The organism is Bacillus sp. 05T22 (assembly GCF_056396765.1).
Window position 1 is genome coordinate 1 of the sequence record NZ_JBFTMC010000090.1, and the last position, 18,371, is coordinate 18,371.

At 34.6% G+C, this 18,371-nt stretch carries 12 protein-coding genes and 3 pseudogenes; 14 read left to right on the plus strand and 1 reads right to left on the minus strand.

The window, feature by feature from the left end; all coding sequences use genetic code 11:
- The 7 genes and pseudogenes from AC1DIT_RS21205 to AC1DIT_RS21235 form a co-directional block, all read left to right on the plus strand.
- Positions 1-598: pseudogene (locus AC1DIT_RS21205) on the plus strand (anti-sigma factor); the annotation flags it as partial.
- Positions 599-659: 61 nt separating this feature from the next.
- A complete protein-coding gene (locus tag AC1DIT_RS21210) occupies positions 660-1,709 on the plus strand; it encodes an LCP family protein (RefSeq protein ID WP_016115697.1) in 1,050 nt (349 codons plus the stop codon).
- Between the two features lie 89 nt (positions 1,710-1,798).
- Positions 1,799-2,106: pseudogene (locus AC1DIT_RS21215) on the plus strand (cation:dicarboxylate symporter family transporter); the annotation flags it as partial.
- 353 nt (positions 2,107-2,459) lie between these two features.
- On the plus strand, positions 2,460-4,166 hold the full coding sequence (locus AC1DIT_RS21220; protein ID WP_476998387.1) for a peptide ABC transporter substrate-binding protein: 1,707 nt from the start codon (positions 2,460-2,462) through the stop codon (positions 4,164-4,166).
- A 380-nt stretch (positions 4,167-4,546) separates the two neighbouring features.
- On the plus strand, positions 4,547-6,259 hold the full coding sequence (locus AC1DIT_RS21225) for a peptide ABC transporter substrate-binding protein (RefSeq protein WP_016131786.1): 1,713 nt from the start codon (positions 4,547-4,549) through the stop codon (positions 6,257-6,259).
- 547 nt (positions 6,260-6,806) lie between these two features.
- On the plus strand, positions 6,807-8,519 hold the full coding sequence (locus AC1DIT_RS21230; protein ID WP_016131785.1) for a peptide ABC transporter substrate-binding protein: 1,713 nt from the start codon (positions 6,807-6,809) through the stop codon (positions 8,517-8,519).
- A 152-nt stretch (positions 8,520-8,671) separates the two neighbouring features.
- Positions 8,672-9,391, plus strand: coding sequence for a class I SAM-dependent methyltransferase (locus AC1DIT_RS21235; protein ID WP_016115692.1), 720 nt, complete (start codon positions 8,672-8,674; stop codon positions 9,389-9,391).
- A gap of 234 nt (positions 9,392-9,625) precedes the next feature.
- Here the strand turns inward: AC1DIT_RS21235 and AC1DIT_RS21240 are convergent, their stop codons facing one another.
- Positions 9,626-10,000 (minus strand): hypothetical protein, encoded by a 375-nt coding sequence (locus tag AC1DIT_RS21240; RefSeq protein WP_016133195.1) that lies wholly within the window; start codon positions 9,998-10,000, stop codon positions 9,626-9,628.
- Positions 10,001-10,137: 137 nt separating this feature from the next.
- On the opposite strand from AC1DIT_RS21240, the gene AC1DIT_RS21245 reads away from it, so the two are divergent.
- The 7 genes and pseudogenes from AC1DIT_RS21245 to rarD all read left to right on the plus strand — a co-directional run bounded on the left by AC1DIT_RS21245 (position 10,138) and on the right by rarD (position 18,259).
- Positions 10,138-10,473 carry a hypothetical protein gene (locus tag AC1DIT_RS21245; RefSeq protein ID WP_033671409.1) on the plus strand — a complete coding sequence of 112 codons (336 nt, stop codon included), beginning with the start codon at positions 10,138-10,140 and terminating at the stop codon, positions 10,471-10,473.
- A gap of 13 nt (positions 10,474-10,486) precedes the next feature.
- A pseudogene (locus tag AC1DIT_RS21250) lies at positions 10,487-10,690 on the plus strand (P1 family peptidase); the annotation flags it as partial.
- Between the two features lie 318 nt (positions 10,691-11,008).
- Positions 11,009-13,108, plus strand: coding sequence for a vWA domain-containing protein (locus tag AC1DIT_RS21255; RefSeq protein ID WP_016115688.1), 2,100 nt, complete (start codon positions 11,009-11,011; stop codon positions 13,106-13,108).
- Between the two features lie 29 nt (positions 13,109-13,137).
- Entirely contained in the window at positions 13,138-16,500 is a 3,363-nt protein-coding gene (locus AC1DIT_RS21260) for a tubulin-like doman-containing protein (protein WP_476998388.1), read from the plus strand.
- Between the two features lie 57 nt (positions 16,501-16,557).
- Positions 16,558-16,695 (plus strand): hypothetical protein, encoded by a 138-nt coding sequence (locus AC1DIT_RS21265; protein ID WP_016115686.1) that lies wholly within the window; start codon positions 16,558-16,560, stop codon positions 16,693-16,695.
- Positions 16,696-16,766: 71 nt separating this feature from the next.
- Positions 16,767-17,012 (plus strand): DUF1294 domain-containing protein, encoded by a 246-nt coding sequence (locus AC1DIT_RS21270; protein WP_016115685.1) that lies wholly within the window; start codon positions 16,767-16,769, stop codon positions 17,010-17,012.
- Positions 17,013-17,317: 305 nt separating this feature from the next.
- The gene (gene rarD, locus AC1DIT_RS21275) at positions 17,318-18,259 is read left to right on the plus strand and encodes an EamA family transporter RarD (RefSeq protein ID WP_016115684.1); all 942 of its coding nucleotides are present in this window, start codon (positions 17,318-17,320) and stop codon (positions 18,257-18,259) included.
- Positions 18,260-18,371: the final 112 nt, after the last annotated feature.

Genomic DNA, 18,371 nt, shown 5'->3' on the forward strand with positions numbered 1-18,371 from the left:
AATTACTACTTATAAGTACGCAATTGATACAAGGAATCAGAGAGGGATTTCTTCTAAAGAGGATCGTCAGTCAAAAAAAATGACAGTTTTATATAACCAAGGGAAAAAACAAGAGTTTAATGATAAAGATTATACATATAAAGAAGTGAGATGGAAGTCAGAACCTAGAAATATAGAGTTACTAAAACTAACACCTACTGAAAGAGCATTTAATAAAGTGGGAGAGAAAAAGCGGTATGATGATGAATATGTCGGACTAGCAAAATATAGTATTCAATCGGAGTTTGCAAATTTGTTAATTCGATATAAAGATTGGAATTTTAAAGAAATAAAGTATCTTGGATTAGACTGTTATAAAATAGAGGGTGTTATAAACATAGAGATGCCTTTAAGTACATCTGAAGACTTACGAGGAAAATTCGAAATGATTGTAGAAAAAAATACGGGGATTATGTTGAATTTTCTTAGTTTTCATAATGGAATGATCCAGTATTCTATTACTACGGAAAAGATACAAATAAACAAAGGGATTGATGAAAACGTATTTCAAAAAGATGTTTCTTCATACGAAAAATTGAAAAATGTATTGAATAAATAATGATCTTGTTATTTTGATAGTTTTTAATTCGTATAGAATAATAAATATGGGGGGAACTAATATGGAGAAGAATTTACCTTCACGTGAAAAAAAGAATAAGAAAAAATATAAAAAAAGAAAAGTAATAGGGATATTTGCAGGGGTGTTGTTAGCTGTTGGAATAGGATATGGTGCGTATCTGTATAATAAAACTTCAAATGCGGTACAAAAAGCTTCTCTCAGTCTAGCACGTGGTGAGAAATCTGATTTGCGTGAGGAAGTTGTAAAGCCAATAACAAATAATGTTTCTCTTTTAATTATGGGCATTGATGAAAATCAAGAGCGTCAAAAAGAATATAATGGTGCATTTCATACAGATGCATTATTACTAGCTACTTTTAATAAGGATGATAAGACAGTCAAGTTAATAAGCATACCACGTGATACGTATACATATGTTCCAATCGAAAAGAAAAAGGATAAAATAACACATGCATATGGTAGAGGCTTTGTAAAGAACGGAAAGGATGGAGGACCGCAAGCGTCTGTTGAAGCGGTAGAAAAATTATTACATGTACCAGTTGATTATTTTGTGAAATTCAATTTTAATTCATTTATAAAAATTGTTGATGATTTGGGTGGTATTGAAATAGATGTTCCAATTGAGTTTTCTGAACAAAATAGTAAAGATGAACCGGAGGCTATTCATTTGAAAAAAGGAATGCAAACATTAACTGGTGAACAAGCACTTGCTCTTGCAAGAACACGTCATATCGATAGTGATGCTATGAGAGGACAGCGTCAGCAGCTTGTCATTGAAGCGATCTTAACAAAATTAAAAAGTGCAGGATCTGTTACGAAAATAGGAAAGATGATTGATGCTGTAGATGGTGAGTTTAAGACAAACTTAGCTTTGGCTGATATGCTGTCGTTTTATAAATATGGATTAAATGCTTCAATTGAGAAAATTCAATTAGCTGGAGATGATTTGTATTTACCGAATGGGCCGAAAGGTGAACGAGTCTATTATTATAATCCAGATACAAAGAGTTTGAGAGAACTTAGTAATATACTTCGAGTACATCTTGGATTAAGTGAACAGCAAATTAAAAAAGAAGATGGGGAGAGTTAAAGTATATGAAAAACATAATATAAAATATTTTTTAGTAAAGCAGATCATTATAAATATCTGCTTTTTTGTTTGAATGATACAGTGAAGGTTTTTACGTCGATCTTTCGCTTGGTCAACAATTAACAATAATAGCTATTTTGTTAGTTACTTCAAAAGGGGAAGACGCTGTAACTGGAGAGGGCTTTATGTATTGGCATCAACTTTATCAGCGATGCATGTTATTCCGTTAGAAGGATTAGCTCTTCTATTAGGGGGAGATCGTTTTCTGTCAGAAACGCGCGCTTTAATTGGTAATGGTATTGCAACTGTAGTTGTTGCGAAAAGCGAAAATGAATTTAACGAGGGGAAAGATAAACAGATGCTAATAGGTATGCAAAAAGAAAAAATAGCCGGATAAAAAGGTCAGTAAAGCTGACTTTTTTTATTTTGTCAAGAAAGGATTTACCAGAATTATATATTATTTATTAAGAATAATTCAGAAGAGTTTTCTTTACAATTGGAATAAATAGAAGAAAAATCAAATGCATATAGTAATACAAGAAAACTCTATATCAACGTGATAGAATGTTTATGAATATTACTGCAATAAAATAATTTTTACAAAATTTTTAATAATAATACTTTACAAAAAACAAAAAATTAGTAGAATAATAGTTAATAGGAATCTTTTGATAAGAATATAAAGAAAAACAGAATTATCAGAAATTTCTTAATCTAGAAACGTACAGGAAATTAGGGAGGGTACAAAAAGTGAAAAAGAAAAAGATGAAAAAACTAACAGCAGTCGTAGCACCAGTTTTAGCAATGAGTATGGCATTAACAGCATGTTCTACAGGTGGAGACAAAAAAACAAGTACGAATTCAAGCGGAAGTGATAGCAAATCGGATGCTAAATTAGCGGCAAAGCAAGTACTGAATCGTACAGAAACAAACGAAATTCCAACGATGGATACTTCCAAAAGTACAGATACTCTTGGATCACAAATTCTAGGGAATACAATGGAAGGGTTATATCGTCTTGATAAAGATAATAAGCCAATCCCAGCTGCAGCTGAATCAAGCACGAAAAGTGAGGATGGCAAAAAATATACATTTAAACTTCGTAAAGACGCAAAATGGTCAAACGGTGACCCAGTAACAGCAAAAGATTTCGTATTTGCATGGCAACGTTTGTTAGATCCAAAGACAGCTGCAGAGTACTCATTTATTGCTTATTATATTAAAAATGCAGAAGCAATTAACAAAGGAAAAGCGGAAGTGTCTACACTAGGTGCAAAAGCGATAGATGATTACACACTCGAAGTTGAACTAGAAAGCGCAGTTCCATACTTCTTAAACTTAACGGCATTCCCATCGTACTATCCACTAAATGAAAAGTTTGTAAAAGAAAAAGGAGATAAATTCGGTTTAGAATCGGACACTGTAGTTTATAATGGACCGTTTGTTCTAACTGATTGGAAGCATGAAGAAGGCTGGAAGCTGAAGAAAAATGATAATTACTGGGACAAAAAGAGTGTGAAGTTAGACGAAGTTAACTATAGTGTTGTAAAGGATATGGCAACTCGTGTAAATTTATATGATAGTGGCCAAATTGACTTTACTTTATTAGCTGGAGAGTTTGTTGACAAATATAGAAATAAAAAAGAAGAATATGGAGTATATTCAGAACCAAGTACGTTCTACTTACGTTTAAATCAAAAACGTGCTGGCCAAGATACACCACTAAAGAGCAAAAAATTACGTGAAGCAATTGCGTTGTCAATTAATAAAAAAGATTTAGTGAATGTAATCTTAAATGATGGTTCTAAACCTGCTGATTACTTAGTGCCAAAAGGATTAGCGAACGGACCAGACGGTAAAGATTTCCAAGAAACGTTTAAAACTGGCCTGAAAAATGACACTAAAAAAGCAGCGACAGCTTGGGAAGAAGCGAAGAAAGAGCTTGGTAAAGATCAAGTGACACTTGARTTCTTGAACTATGATACAAGTAATGCGAAAAAAGTTGGAGAATATGTAAAAGACCAAATTGAGAAAAACTTAAAAGGTGTAACAGTWAATATTAAAMTGCARCCATTTAARCAAAAAYTAAAATTAGAATCWGAKCAAGATTATGATTTCTCATATGGTGGTTGGAACCCAGACTATGCGGATCCAATGACATATTTAGATATGTTTGAATCAACAAATTCTCAAAACCAAATGGGTTACTCAAATCCAAAATATGATGAAATCATCAAAAAAGGAAAAACAGAGTTAATGGCAGATGCGAAGAAACGTTGGGAAGAGTTAGGAAAGGCAGAAAAACTGTTGCTTGAAGAAGATGTAGCGCTTGTACCGTTATACCAAAGTGCTAAATCGTATGTAATGAAACCAAACGTAAAAGGTGTTGTAAAACATAACATCAGTCCAGAATACAGCTTCAAGTGGGCTTATGTAACTGAAAAAGACGGAAAGTAATAGAAAGATAGAAAAGCATTTCTAAAAGTAGGACATCTACTTTTAGAGGTGCTTTTTTCTATGTAATGAATCTTGTTTAAAGAGACTTCAGATATTAGAGGTGATGTTTGATACAAAATTTAAATATGAATAATTTCATATTAATTTAAATAAATGATAAGAAGGATATTGCTGTCATATAGTGAATGGAGAGATTTTGTAAAGTAGTGTGACTAAAATATACCATCATTATAGTAGAAAATATTTTCGAGATTTAAAAAAATAACTTTACAAAACATAAAAAAATAGTAGAATATTAACTAATAAGAATTTTCTGATAATGCTAATATATCAGAAATCTATCGAGGGTATCATCGTACATATAATTAGGGGGGGACACAATGAAAAAGAAAAAGTTGAAGAAGTTAACAGCGGTTGTAGCACCAGTTTTAGCAATGAGTATGGCATTATCGGCATGCTCGGGATCAGGTGGGGATAAGAAGACAAGTACAACGTCTAATAGTGGTGAAGAGAAAAAATCTGATATTAAATATGCAGCAAAACAAGTATTAAATCGTACAGAAAATCAGGAGATTCCAACAATGGATACTTCAAAATCAACAGATACACTTGGTTCGCAAATTTTAGGGAATACGATGGAAGGGTTATATCGCCTTGATAAAGATAATAAACCAATCCCAGCTGCAGCTGAATCTAGCACGAAAAGTGAGGATGGTAAAAAATATACATTTAAGCTTCGTAAAGATGCAAAATGGTCAAATGGWGATCCWGTAACAGCGAAAGATTTCGTGTTTGCATGGCAGCGCTTACTTGATAAAAACACAGCTTCTGAATATGCGTTTATTGCTTACTATATTAAAAATGCAGAAGCAATTAATAAAGGAGAAGCAGACATATCTACATTAGGTGCTAAAGCGGTTGATGATTATACCCTTGAAGTGGAATTAGAAAAACCAGTTCCATACTTCTTAAATTTAACAGCATTCCCATCGTATTACCCGTTAAATGAAAAGTTTGTGAAAGAAAAAGGAGATAAATTCGGTTTAGAGGCGGATACCGTTTTATATAATGGACCATTCGTAATGTCTGAATGGAAGCATGAGCAAGGTTGGAAGTTGAAGAAAAACGATAATTATTGGGATAAAAAGACTGTGAAACTTGAAGAAATAAACTATAGTGTTGTAAAAGACGTAGCTACAAAAGTGAACTTATATGATACTGACGCAATTGACTTTACATTATTATCAGGAGAGTTTGTTGATAAATATAAACCGAAGAGAGATGAATATGGTGAGTATGCAGAATCAAGCACTTTCTTCTTACGTTTGAATGAAAAACGTGGTGGTCAAGATACACCGCTGAAAAGTAAAAAATTACGTGAAGCAATTGCGTTATCAATTGATAAAAAAGGTTTAGCGAATGTTATCTTAAACAATGGATCCAAACCAACGGATCAATTAGTACCAAAAGGACTTGCAAGTGGACCGGACGATAAGGACTTCACAGAATCATTTAAAAATGGTTTGAAACAAGATACAAAAAAAGCAGCTGCAGCATGGGAAGAAGCGAAAAAAGAGCTTGGTAAAGACCAAGTGGCAATTGAATTGTTAAGTTATGATGATGGAACAGCGAAAAAAGTTGCTGATTATATAAAAGACCAAATTGAGAAAAATTTAAAAGGTGTAACGATTAATACGAAAATTCAGCCGTTTAAACAAAAATTAAAACTAGAGACAGCACAAGACTATGAAATCTCTTATGCTGGATGGAGTCCAGACTACGCAGATCCAATGACATTTATCGATATGTTTGAAACAAAGAGTTCTTACAACCAAATGAGCTATTCAAATCCAAAATATGATGAAATGGTTAAACAAGCAGGAAATGAATTAATGTCTGATGCGAAAAAACGTTGGGAAGTGTTAGGAAAAGCAGAGAAATTATTGCTTGAAGAAGACGTAGCAATGATTCCTTTATATCAAAGAGGCAATGCGTATGTAATGAAACCAAATGTAAAAGGAATTGTAAAACATAATATCAGCCCAGAGTACAGCTTCAAGTGGGCGTATGTAGAGGAAAAAGGCGGAAAATAATATGGAATTAGAAAAACGCCTCCGGAAGTAGGCCAACTACTTTTGGAGGTGCTTTTTCATGGGAAGAATCTTGTTTATAATTTGTCTTATTGCTAAAAGGATAAAAATTCATAAATACTACAATAAAAGTAGTATTTATGAATTTTTAAGATAATATAATCTCAAATTGATTAAGAATGGCAGTGAGGGATTAAAGGGCAATAAGACCCCTTACCACAAAAGTTAGTGAAGGTGGGGGATGAAGAAAACCCACACTGATTAAAGTTTCACTTTATAGAGAGAAAGGAGGTTATATATAATTCGAAAAAATAGAGATGAATAAGAAAGCTTTAGTGCTCATATAGTAGATGGGGAGAATCTTGTAATTGTGCTATTAAAAAGTAAATCATTATTATAGAAAAACTATTTTCGGAATTTTTAAAAATAACTTTACAAACTCGAAAAAAATAGTAGAATATTAATTAATAAGAATTTTCTGATAATATTATAAGTATTAGAAAATCTCTCAAATGTAGCATCGTACATATAATTTAGGGAGGGTACACAAATGAAAAAGAAAAAGATCAAGAAACTAACAGCGGTTGTGGCACCGGTTTTAGCAGTAAGTATGGCGTTATCGGCATGCTCGGGGTCAGGTGGGGATAAGAAGACAAATACAACGTCTAATAGTGGTGAAGAGAAGAAATCTGATATTAAATATGCAGCAAAACAAGTACTAAATCGTACAGAAACAAACGAAATTCCAACGATGGATACTTCTAAAAATACAGATACTCTTGGGTCACAAATTTTAGGCAATACAATGGAAGGGTTATATCGCCTTGATAAAGATAATAAGCCAATCCCAGCTGTGGCAGAATCAAGTACGAAAAGTGAGGATGGAAAAAAGTATACATTTAAACTTCGTAAAGATGCAAAATGGTCTAATGGAGATCCTGTAACAGCAAAAGATTTCGTATTTGCATGGCAACGGTTAGTAGATCCAAAGACAGCTGCTGAATACGCATTTATTGCTTATTATATTAAAAATGCAGAAGCAATTAACAAAGGAAAAGCAGAAGTATCTACTTTAGGTGCAAAAGCAGTAGATGATTATACACTTGAAGTTGAGCTGGAAAGCGCAGTTCCATATTTCTTGAACTTAACGGCATTTGTATCGTATTACCCACTAAATGAAAAGTTCGTAAAAGAAAAAGGAGATAAATACGGTTTAGAATCTGATATGGTAGTTTACAATGGGCCGTTTGTTCTAACTGACTGGAAGCATGAAGAGGGTTGGAAGTTAAAGAAAAACGATAATTATTGGGATAAAAAGAATGTGAAACTAGAAGAAATTAACTATAGTGTTGTAAAAGACGCAGCTACTCGTGTGAATCTATATGATAGTGGTCAAATTGACTTTTCTTTATTAACTGGGGAGTTTGTTGATAAATATAAATCGAAGAAAGATGAATTTGGAACATATCTGGAACCAAGTACATTCTACTTACGCTTGAATCAAAAGCGTGCTGGTCAAGATACACCACTAAAGAGCCAAAAATTACGTGAAGCAATTGCGTTGTCAATTAACAAAAAGGATTTAGCAAATGTAATTTTAAATGATGGTTCCAAACCTGCCGATTTCTTAGTTCCAAAAGGATTAGCGAATGGACCGGACGGTAAAGATTTTCAAGAAACGTTTAAAAACGGTTTAAAACAAGATTCTAAAAAAGCAGCGGCGGCTTGGGAAGCAGCGAAGAAAGAGCTTGGTAAAGATCAAGTGACACTTGAATTCCTAAACTATGATACGAGTAATGCAAAAAAAGTTGGTGAGTATGTAAAAGATCAAATTGAGAAAAATTTAAAAGGTGTAACAGTTAACATTAAAATGCAGCCATTTAAACAAAAATTAAAATTAGAATCTGAGCAAGATTATGATTTCTCATATGGTGGTTGGAACCCAGACTATGCAGATCCAATGACATATTTAGACATGTTTGAATCAACAAATTCTCAAAACCAAATGAGTTATTCAAATCCAAAATATGATGAAATAATTAATAAAGGGAAGAAAGAATTAATGGCAGATGCGAAGAAACGCTGGGAAGAATTAGGGAAGGCTGAAAAACTGTTGCTTGAAGAAGATGTAGCGCTAGTGCCGTTATTCCAATCAGGTAGATCTTATGTATTACAACCAAATGTAAAAGGAATTGTAAAACACAATATCAGCCCAGAGTATAGCTTTAAGTGGGCATATGTAACAGAGAAAGATAGCAAGTAATAAAAAAAGCATTTCCAATGGTAATTACTTTACCTTGGAAATGCTTTTTTTATGAGTAATGTGGGAGCTACTTTGAGAAAATAGTACGTTATTTTTGCACAGTACATTACGTTTATGCATATAGGTATTCTAGAAAAAAGAAGGAGAATCTTATGAAACGGAATGTATACATTGACTTTTTAGCTTATTACGGAATTGGAAGCGCACATCCTGGTGGTTTTACGCTAACAAAACAGTTATTGGCACAGTTACCATTATACCGTGAAGCAAATGTGCTTGAAATAGGATGCGGAACAGGGCGTACAGCAGCTTATATGAAAAAACAATATGGTTATAACGTCACAGCAGTTGAAAATAATGAAATTATGATTCAAAAAGCAAAAAATAGATGGTCACAAGAACAATTATCCATTGAACTGATTAAAGGAACTGCTGAACAGTTGCCGTTTTTAAATGAGAAGTTTGATCTTGTATTAGGTGAATCTGTACTTGCTTTTACAAACAAAGAACAGTTGATTCCTGAATGTTATCGTGTCTTGCAAAAGAACGGGAAACTTGTTGTCATTGAAATGATAATTGAGAAGCACTTAACAAAAGAAGAAGAGGAGAAAATACTACAATTTTACGGAATAAAGGAGTTACACACAGAAAAGGAATGGATTGATTTATTTCAAACGACAAACTTTAAAAGGATAACGATTGTAGGTGGAGGAACGATTGCCGAAACGATTGCAGGACAAATGGAACAGCCAGAATGGAACCTGTCACATTTTATTCCGGCTGAATTGTACGATGCATGGGTGCAGCACGAACAGGTATTGCAAATGTATCAACATATTTTAGGGCACCGTGTATTTATTTGTGAAAAATAAAAAGCAGATTAAAAAATCTGCTTCATTTATCCTACTATTTGTGGGCAGTAATATTCTCACCTCAAAATTTAGCAAAAGCACAGAAGTTAGGTGAGAGATAACCTACCTTACCCGTAAAGGCCTGATTGATGGGGGCTGATTAAAGTTTCACTTTATTCGCGTATGATAGGATAACTGTATTTCATTATTTTTGAAAAGGAGTTGACTAAAAAATATAGTCGACTTCTTTGTATATTAGATGAAAAATAATGCAGCTAAAGCAATACCAAAAATAAATCCGAAACCTAATTCAACGGCACCACTTCCGCAAAATCCTCCTCTACAGCCTCCATCAAAGCCACAGCCTCCATCAAAACCAAAGCCTCCATCAAAGCCACAGCCACAATGGTTACATTGACCTAAACCACCACAAAAATCACAGCCACCACCTGCATATGCATCATGGTAACCAAATCCTGTATCAAAAGATGATCTATAGGGTTCAATCCAAACAGAATCATTTGTCACATCAACAATCTTACCGATATGAACATAACCATCTACATCTTCAATACGTACAACTTTACCAAAATAACGATGACAAGTATTGTAACATTTTTGACAATGCATGTTCTTGCCTCCTTCCATATACAGTAATACGATATGTCATCGGGACAAGTGCGGCTTGTACGATTGACCTAAGTTTCATAATTGTTACGAGAAAGGGGGAATATATGGTGAAAGTGTATGAAAAAGGAGTGGGAAGTATGGAACCTAAAGATCAATTTCAAACATATGAAGTTCCTTGGAATGAATTTACGAATGCCCTTCGTAGTGAAATGGAAAAGCAAGTAGGAGCAGATATTATTGACCAAGTCGTTTGTGATTTAAAGGATGGGTTTGAAGTGTATACATATATACAAGGAGATTTAGATTTTGAATATAAAGAAGAACTTGAACGAAAACTTGGGAGTGATGGGAAAATTCCTAATTTATTAACTGTTATGTTATTAGCAAGTATTTATCATACAAGCGAAGAGAATATTCGTTTGTATGCGGATCGTAAAGACAATCCTATTGTTGAAGTATATGTGAAACAATAAAACACGCTGTTATAGGCGTGTTTTTATTTGTATGGAAAAATGTAAGGAAATTCACACTTTAAGGAGAGGGGATATTGTGATTGCTTTTTCAACAGCGCATCGTATTCCTCATACCATTGCTACAGAAACTTTACAATATTCTTTTTTACGTGAAGATGGTAAGGAAGTTTCATATCTGTTTACGATGACTGTAGAAGTGATAGAAGAGGCTATTTAGAAAGCTTTATGCATAGCAAAAATGACAAGTGGAAGTAGGGGATATTTAGAAAAAACACCGTATTCAAAGGTGAAAAGTTATTTTTAATAGAAGAGAAAATCAAACTTTTTTATAGGGATTTTTTGTATGAAGAGTCTGTTTTGATTAATTCGCTTTCAAAACAAGATCGTTACTGAAAAGGAGGTTATCATTCCAGTAATTTAGTTTACATAATGACATTATAATGATCTACATATCCCAAAATACAAGTCATATATCTTGTTTCTTTTCATAAATTTAAACATAGGAATTTGTCTACAAAGGTGGCGAAGCCTCATCATGAAGATTCGAATTTGTGCCACATTCATCTTTTTTCTATTATTGTGTTTGAATCCTTTTTCAACTTTTGCAAAAGGAGAGGAGGCAAAAGAAAGGGTCGTTTCACTTGTATATGATGATTCTGGCAGCATGAGAAATAACGATCGCTGGAAATATGCCAACTATGCTTTGCAAAGTTTAGTTGCATTATTAGATGAAAAAGATAGATTTTCATATGTTCCAATGAGTCGTCCTACTGAAGCGTTAAATATCACACTAACAAATGAAAAAAGACAAACAGAAATTGATCAAATTGGAGCGTGGAAGAATTATTTAAATACGCCGTTTAGCGCAGTAGAGACCGCGATGCAATCTATTAAAAAGGAAGCGGACATAAATGGAAAACGTGAATTTTGGCTTATTGTATTAACTGACGGGGCATTTAATGAATTAGAAAAAGAAAAGACCGGCGGTAAAGAACAAATCACGCAGAAACTGGAACAGTTTAAAAAAGAAATGGAAGCGAAAAAAATATCATTGCATCCAGTTTTAATAACAATGGAAGAAAACTTAGGACAGCAAGAGCAACAACAGATGAATACGTTTAAAGAAATTTGGAAGCAAGAAATAAATGGTATCGTTATGCCAACGAGTGGAGAAGATGGAGTCATTCAAAGTGTAAATCAAGCTGCTGCCTTGGTTGCGAATCGAGATCCGTTTTCTTCTGTTGAATCTGTCGTGAAAACGACTATATCTGGTAACAAATTAGAGATTACTACACCATTCCCATTAAAGCGAATGACGCTCGTACAACAATCTTCTAATACATCGCGATATCGGATAGACCAACTTGCCAAACCATTAGCAGTACAATCGTCCTTTTCGATTCATGCACCAGGAGAATCAAATTTATATGGTGGTATTACTCATATTGGTGCTACGAATCATGAAGTGATTAAACCAGGGACATACACGTTAGAAATTGATAGAGATATTGTGAAAGAAGGATCGAAAGTACTTGTTGAACCAGCACTTGATTATACCATTGCTACTTATGATAAAGAGGATAAAGCGAAAAAAAACGTCGAGAAAATGTATGAGGGAACGAAAGCAGTGATTGAAGCGAAACCGACGGATTTACCAATACAATCTTCTTATTTCCAAGCAGAAGTAGAACTAGATGGAAAGCTGTATCCGATGAAATGGGATGATAAAAGGCATGTGTTTTACTATGAATTACAAATTAAAAACCAATTTGTACGTGGGAAAGTTCATATGAATATAAAAGGGTTTTACAGGCAAACGAGAGAATTCCGAATTGATCCGATGCCAAAGGCAAAATTATCTTTACAGGTCATTACGAAAGATTATGAAGAAAAGGTAACGAATTTAGAAAAGAGTAAACCACTTGTCCTGCAGCCATTACTGAATGGTGAACCAATGACAGAAGTGGAGGTAAAAAAGCTACTGCAATCTACTGGTGTCACATCTCATCAATCGATTAACTACGAATTGCGGCAACATGAAAATCAAATTTATGTGTATCCTCGTCCTTACTACTCCGATACATTCAATTTTACAGATACCGGCACCATAGAAGCTACCATCACTATAAACGATTCAAAGTTACAAGAAGTGAAGAAAACGATTTCGTTTTATATTCAAAATGCACCATTTTGGGAACGTTATGCGCTAATTTTTCAATTTGTAATACCGATTGGGTTACTGCTTTTGCTTTTTGCGATTCTTGTTTTAGGATGGATTGTCCGACCAAGGTTTCATCGTAAAGCAATGTTGTACTATGAATGGGATCAAGAAGTAGCAAAAGATTGGCTCTATCAATCTGAACCAGAATTACTAAGAAACAAGTGGTGGAAACATTATTTTGGCATTCCATTTCGAGCAGAACGAAAGACGGTACAATCAGTAACTTTTATAGCGAAAAAAGGTTCGAAGTCTATATTTGTAGCAAAGGAATCACAAGTGATTGGTATGATTATTGACGGTATGTTTATAACAGAGGAAGAGGCCGGAAATGAGCATAAGACATTATATCCGAACGAGATTTTACTAATTGATCGTGGGTATGGAAAAGAAATTTATCGATATGAATGTGAATAATAGGAAGTTCAAATAGGAAGGTGGTTCACATGACATTACAAGTTCCAACAATTTTAATTGGCTTAGGTGGAATCGGGAGTACCGTTACACACCAAATATATGAGAAATTGCCAGAGGAACGACGTAAAAAGGTAGCGATGCATGTCTTTGATACAGATGTGAATACATTAAGTAAATTTGAGCATATTCGTAAGTTCAAGACACAAACGAGCTCTAGTAAAACGCCGCGAGAATATATTGCAGGGGATCCAACGATCCCGGAATGGTTTCCAATGGACCCTACTATTCTGGATAAGCCGTTAACTGAAGGAGCTGGTCAACTGCGTGTGATTTCACGCTTAGCTCTTCGGGCAGCGATGAAAGAAGATAAATTGACTGCTTTTTGGCAAGAAATCGAAAAGATTTTTCCTGTCACAAGTGATCAAACAGAGTATGGTGTTCGAGTTATTATCGTTACATCATTAGCTGGTGGCACTGGCTCGGGTATGTTCTTACAAATTGCGTTGTACCTACGTGAAATGCTTCGCAAGAAATTGCAACATCATAACATTTTAATTCGCGGTGCGTTTTTAATGCCAGATGCACTTGTTAAGACGCGCACCGTTAGTGCGAAAGAATTTGAAACTGTTCAGGCAAATGGTTACGCGTCATTAAAAGAACTTCATGCAATTACACTTGGCTCAACGGGTKAATTATCAAAGCGGGGGGGTGTAACAATTGAACTAGAGTATCGTCCAGATCAAGTGGATGAAGACGGAAGAACGAATCATACAATTAAAGAGCATCATTTACCATATAATTATTGTTTCTTATATGATTATGAAAATTTACATGGTCATCATTTACACAATCTATCAGATTACATGGAACAAATGACAAATACGATTTATTTACAGTTATTTAGTCCGATGTCCACAAGTCATTTTGCACAAGAGGATAATCAAATTCAGCAGTTGGCGGAATCGAACGGAAAAGCACGTTATTGTGGTGCTGGAACTGCAAAGCTTATTTATCCATATGAGCATGTTTTAAAATATTGTGCCTTGAAATGGGCTGTGCAAGGATTAGATGAATCCTGGCTACATTTAGATCAATTGTTTCAAGAGAAAAAACAGCGRTATGAACAAGATGTTCGTCGTGGTATGCAGCGTGAGAAGCCAGAGCGGGGAAAGAGTTATTTAGAAGATTTAGAGCATCTTGCCACTCGCCCAGAACAAGCACATATTTTCTATAGACAAATGTACAATGAAACACGCGAAGGTGCAGAAGGTGGTAAGGTAGGCGTCGCGAAATCAAAATTATTTTTAGAAGCGGTCGAAAGTTACGTGCAGCGTACAGTACAAAAAGATGAAGAGTTAAACAGATTACAGCATGAGTGCAAAATATCTGCTGCGAAGCTTAAAATGATGGAACAAATGAAGGGCGAAGTAGCAAGAGTTGATCACGCTGTCAGGTTGTATGCCTATGCGATACCGAGCCGTGTGCATGAGCATGTGACGACACTTTTATATGACATGATAGAATCAGACCGCTATACGCCTAGTGGATCAGAGGGGCAGTCATATCAACTAAATACATGGTTTTTAAAGAAAACAGAAGCTGTTCATCCAGTGGCTGCTCGTTTCATGCTGTATGAGATTCGAAAGCAATTAGTAGAGAAAATGAATCGATTACATGAGAGCAATGAACAGAAGCGTAATCTAATTCAAAACTATGATAAGAAATTTAATGTGAGCAATATTGATGGTACAGTAACAGCTGTGCGACGTGTTGAACTTGCACAGCAACAAGGTTGGTTTGGCAAAATGTTTTATAATCAGCAGCGTATGTTCCGAAAAGAATTTGAAGATATAGTGACGCAATACGTGCATAAGTTAAATGAATATCGCAAAGAAATGCTACTGGAACTCGTTTATCAATCGCTATATCAGGCAGTAAATAAAATGATCCAACATTGGGAAAGATTCTTTGATAATTTACAAGAAACACGTGAAAATTTGCTGTTTGAAATTCAAAAACGCAGCAAAGAATTTGAAGGGAAAACAAATCCGACGAATGTATATGTGTTAGCAGATGAAAAGCTACAAGAAAAAATATGGGAAGATATGCAGCAGCATTTAAACTTAGGTGTGCTTCCAAAGGATATATCAGCAGAGATGTATATGAGCTTGTATGCGGAATATTGCCGCAATGCACAAGCAGAGGAAAGTCAATCGAAGAAAGTAGAGGATTTTTATCGGGAGCATATTTTAACGTATTGTTATAACGAGCTCCAAGTCCGATATCGTGACAAATTAGAACTCAATATTATTGAAGCATTGCGAAAAGAAGCTGATTTTAAAAAGCGTGATCGTAATGAATATGTGAGAGAAAAAATTGAAGATCTCTTCCATCTAGCAAGCCCATTTATCCCGAAGGTAGCCCATCATCGAGAGTTACAATATTGGGGTATACATCCATCACTAAAACAGGAACTACAGGAAGAACTATTGCAAGAAATGTTTCAAGAAAAAGATACAGTGAATGAAGCATTTTCACCATTTGAAGTAATTTGTTACCGAGCTCATTATGGATTATCATTACAAGATTTTCCTAAACTTTCATCGGGACATCTTGCAAATGGTTTTATGAATGATAAAGGAGATTATTTTCAGTCTTATTATCGTCGTGTGAATAAATTGAATATTAAAAAATCTAATTTAACACCACATTTAGATAAATATTGGCACTTACCAGCCTTCATGCCCGATTTAAATGCAACGCAAACGAAGCTAGATTATGATAAATGTAATCGTGCTCTTCTTTATGCATATATGTACCGGTGGATTAGTCTTGTCGCTGTCGATGGTCAATTTGTATATCAATATAATGGTGTAGGGCGAAGCTTTTTAATTCAGTCAATGGGGAAAAACATTTCAAGTGAAAGCTATAAATTACATCGAGCATTACTTCATAATCCGTTTATTTATGAAAATATTTTGTCCCGTTTTGAAGAAGAGCAGGAAAAAGCAATGCTCCAAGGCGGACATTTGTATACACAGGCCTTTGTATTAGGGGCTCAGGATGTGAGATGGCTTAGAAAAGAGCACGTTCATAATATTTTAGATATSATTTTAATGTATGACCGTGAGGCAAARTATGAYCCRACGYTAGARGAAACATCAGATGAATTATTGCGTTTACTTATGGATGAGATTGGTCTGTATTTTCAAAACTATTATGGTACAGGAGCAGAAATGGTTGCGAAGAAAGAGGCAGAGATGTTTGTAAAACAACTATGGGACCGTTCGTATGCGAAAGGGTATGTTGATCCAAATAGTGCGCCTTATAAAAAATGGCAGCACTTATTACATGTTCAAGATGAAGAACAAGATACAAAAACGAATGTGTAGGGGAAAGATAGGGAACCTTAAGTATGGAAATGCTATTTATGAAAAGAGGGGTTCCAGGTGCCATTTTTAGGAAGTGTGTATCAAATATTTGGATTATATCCGGAGATTTACCATGCGATGATTTCAATGGAAATAAAAGAGCAACGATTTATGGATGAAAATACAGAACAAGAAGAACAAGAAACAGAAGCATGAATGACCATGCAGGTTAGCCTGCATGGTCATTCATGTTACAATAAAGGGAATTTTTTTAGGGAGAGAAAGAAATGAAATGGATTTATTTTATTATTAATGCTATAGCATTTAGTCTTATGGGATTGGATAAACAAAAAGCAAAAAAGAAGAAATGGAGAACACCAGAAAGTACTTTGTTTTTAGCAGCAGCAGCTGGAGGAGCAGTTGGTGCATGGATTGGTATGTATGTATTCCATCATAAAACACATAAAGGTAAATTTGTTTTTGGTATACCAGTACTTGTTGTAATTACACTAGGTTTATTTTGCTTCATATAAGGAAAGGAATCTATATATATATCCATTCTGATTTTCCAACATATAAGTTGCTACTATGAAGAACAAAAGGTGACCGCTACTTGTTTTCTCTTTTTGTTTTAACTTTGCCTGGGGCAGGAAGAGAGTCTGACCACTTCTATGTATGGCTGGATGCTCTCTCCCACCTAAAAAGAAAGGTTTTATTTCGGTTTTTCAATTTGTATATAGGTACGAGGAATGTCGAAAAAGTTATAAGAGTAATATTGGTAAAGTAGCTCTGTGACAACGTATAATGAATAGAAAAAGAGAAGAGGAGAAAAGGGAAGATGGAGAGTCAAAAAGCACTGGAAAAGAAAGGGGTTTTATATGCGGCTGGTGCTTATATGATGTGGGGGGTTCTTCCTGTTTACTGGAAATGGGTAGGGGAAGTTCCTGCAGAAGAAATATTAGCACATCGTATAGTTTGGGCATTTGTTTTTATGCTGCTGATTTTGGGGGTCTCAAAGCGATTAAGGCAATTTCTTAGCGAGCTTGTGAGCCTTTTTAAACGACCTAAATTATTAATCTCGTTAACAATCGCCTCCATTTTAATTAGTGGAAATTGGTTTGTGTACATATGGGCTGTGAATCAGAATCATATAATTGAAGCGAGTCTTGGCTATTATATTAATCCTCTTGTGAGTATTTTACTTGGTACTGTTGTTTTGAAAGAAAAACTTAACTTTTGGCAATATGTTGCAGTTGGTTTAGCGGGAATAGGTGTTATTGTTTTAACGTTTCGATACGGTTCGATTCCATGGATTGCCCTTTCACTGGCGTTTACATTTGGATTATATGGGTTGACCAAGAAATTACTGAATTATGATGCAATGATAGGTCTTACAATGGAAACAATGATTGTGACGCCCCTTGCGGTTATTTACTTGATTATGATTGGTGAGCATGGTTTTGGTTCATTTGGTTCTATTTCGATCACTTCAACGTTACTATTAATGGGAGCGGGGGTTGTTACGGCATTGCCACTTTTTTATTTTGCAAAAGGAGCACAGCTCATTCCACTCTATATGATCGGTTTTTTACAATATATTTCACCGACCATCAATCTAATTTTAGGTGTCTTTATTTTCCATGAGCATTTTACGTCGGCTCATACGACAGCCTTTTTCTTTATTTGGATGGCATTATTAGTATTTTCAATGGCAAAAACAAAATTTTTACTTCGTAAGCAACCGAAATTTCTTAAAAATAAATCAGCAAAAGTATCATAAAGCGTAGTATTTTCTACGCTTTTTTCTTTATACTTATAGTATGGAATTTCCATTACCGAAAGTAGGGAGCTGGAAATATGGAGACAATTTTACATAATGATCCGCTTATGGC

Excerpts from the sequence above, each read along its gene's own strand:
- AC1DIT_RS21210 (WP_016115697.1), top strand. The coding sequence starts at position 660 with ATGGAGAAGAATTTACCTTCACGTGAAAAAAAGAATAAGAAAAAATAT.
- AC1DIT_RS21230 (WP_016131785.1), top strand. The coding sequence starts at position 6,807 with ATGAAAAAGAAAAAGATCAAGAAACTAACAGCGGTTGTGGCACCGGTT.
- AC1DIT_RS21235 (WP_016115692.1), top strand. The coding sequence starts at position 8,672 with ATGAAACGGAATGTATACATTGACTTTTTAGCTTATTACGGAATTGGA.
- AC1DIT_RS21240 (WP_016133195.1), bottom strand. The coding sequence starts at position 10,000 with ATGCATTGTCAAAAATGTTACAATACTTGTCATCGTTATTTTGGTAAA.
- AC1DIT_RS21245 (WP_033671409.1), top strand. The coding sequence starts at position 10,138 with ATGGAACCTAAAGATCAATTTCAAACATATGAAGTTCCTTGGAATGAA.
- AC1DIT_RS21255 (WP_016115688.1), top strand. The coding sequence starts at position 11,009 with ATGAAGATTCGAATTTGTGCCACATTCATCTTTTTTCTATTATTGTGT.
- AC1DIT_RS21270 (WP_016115685.1), top strand. The coding sequence starts at position 16,767 with ATGAAATGGATTTATTTTATTATTAATGCTATAGCATTTAGTCTTATG.
- rarD (WP_016115684.1), top strand. The coding sequence starts at position 17,318 with ATGGAGAGTCAAAAAGCACTGGAAAAGAAAGGGGTTTTATATGCGGCT.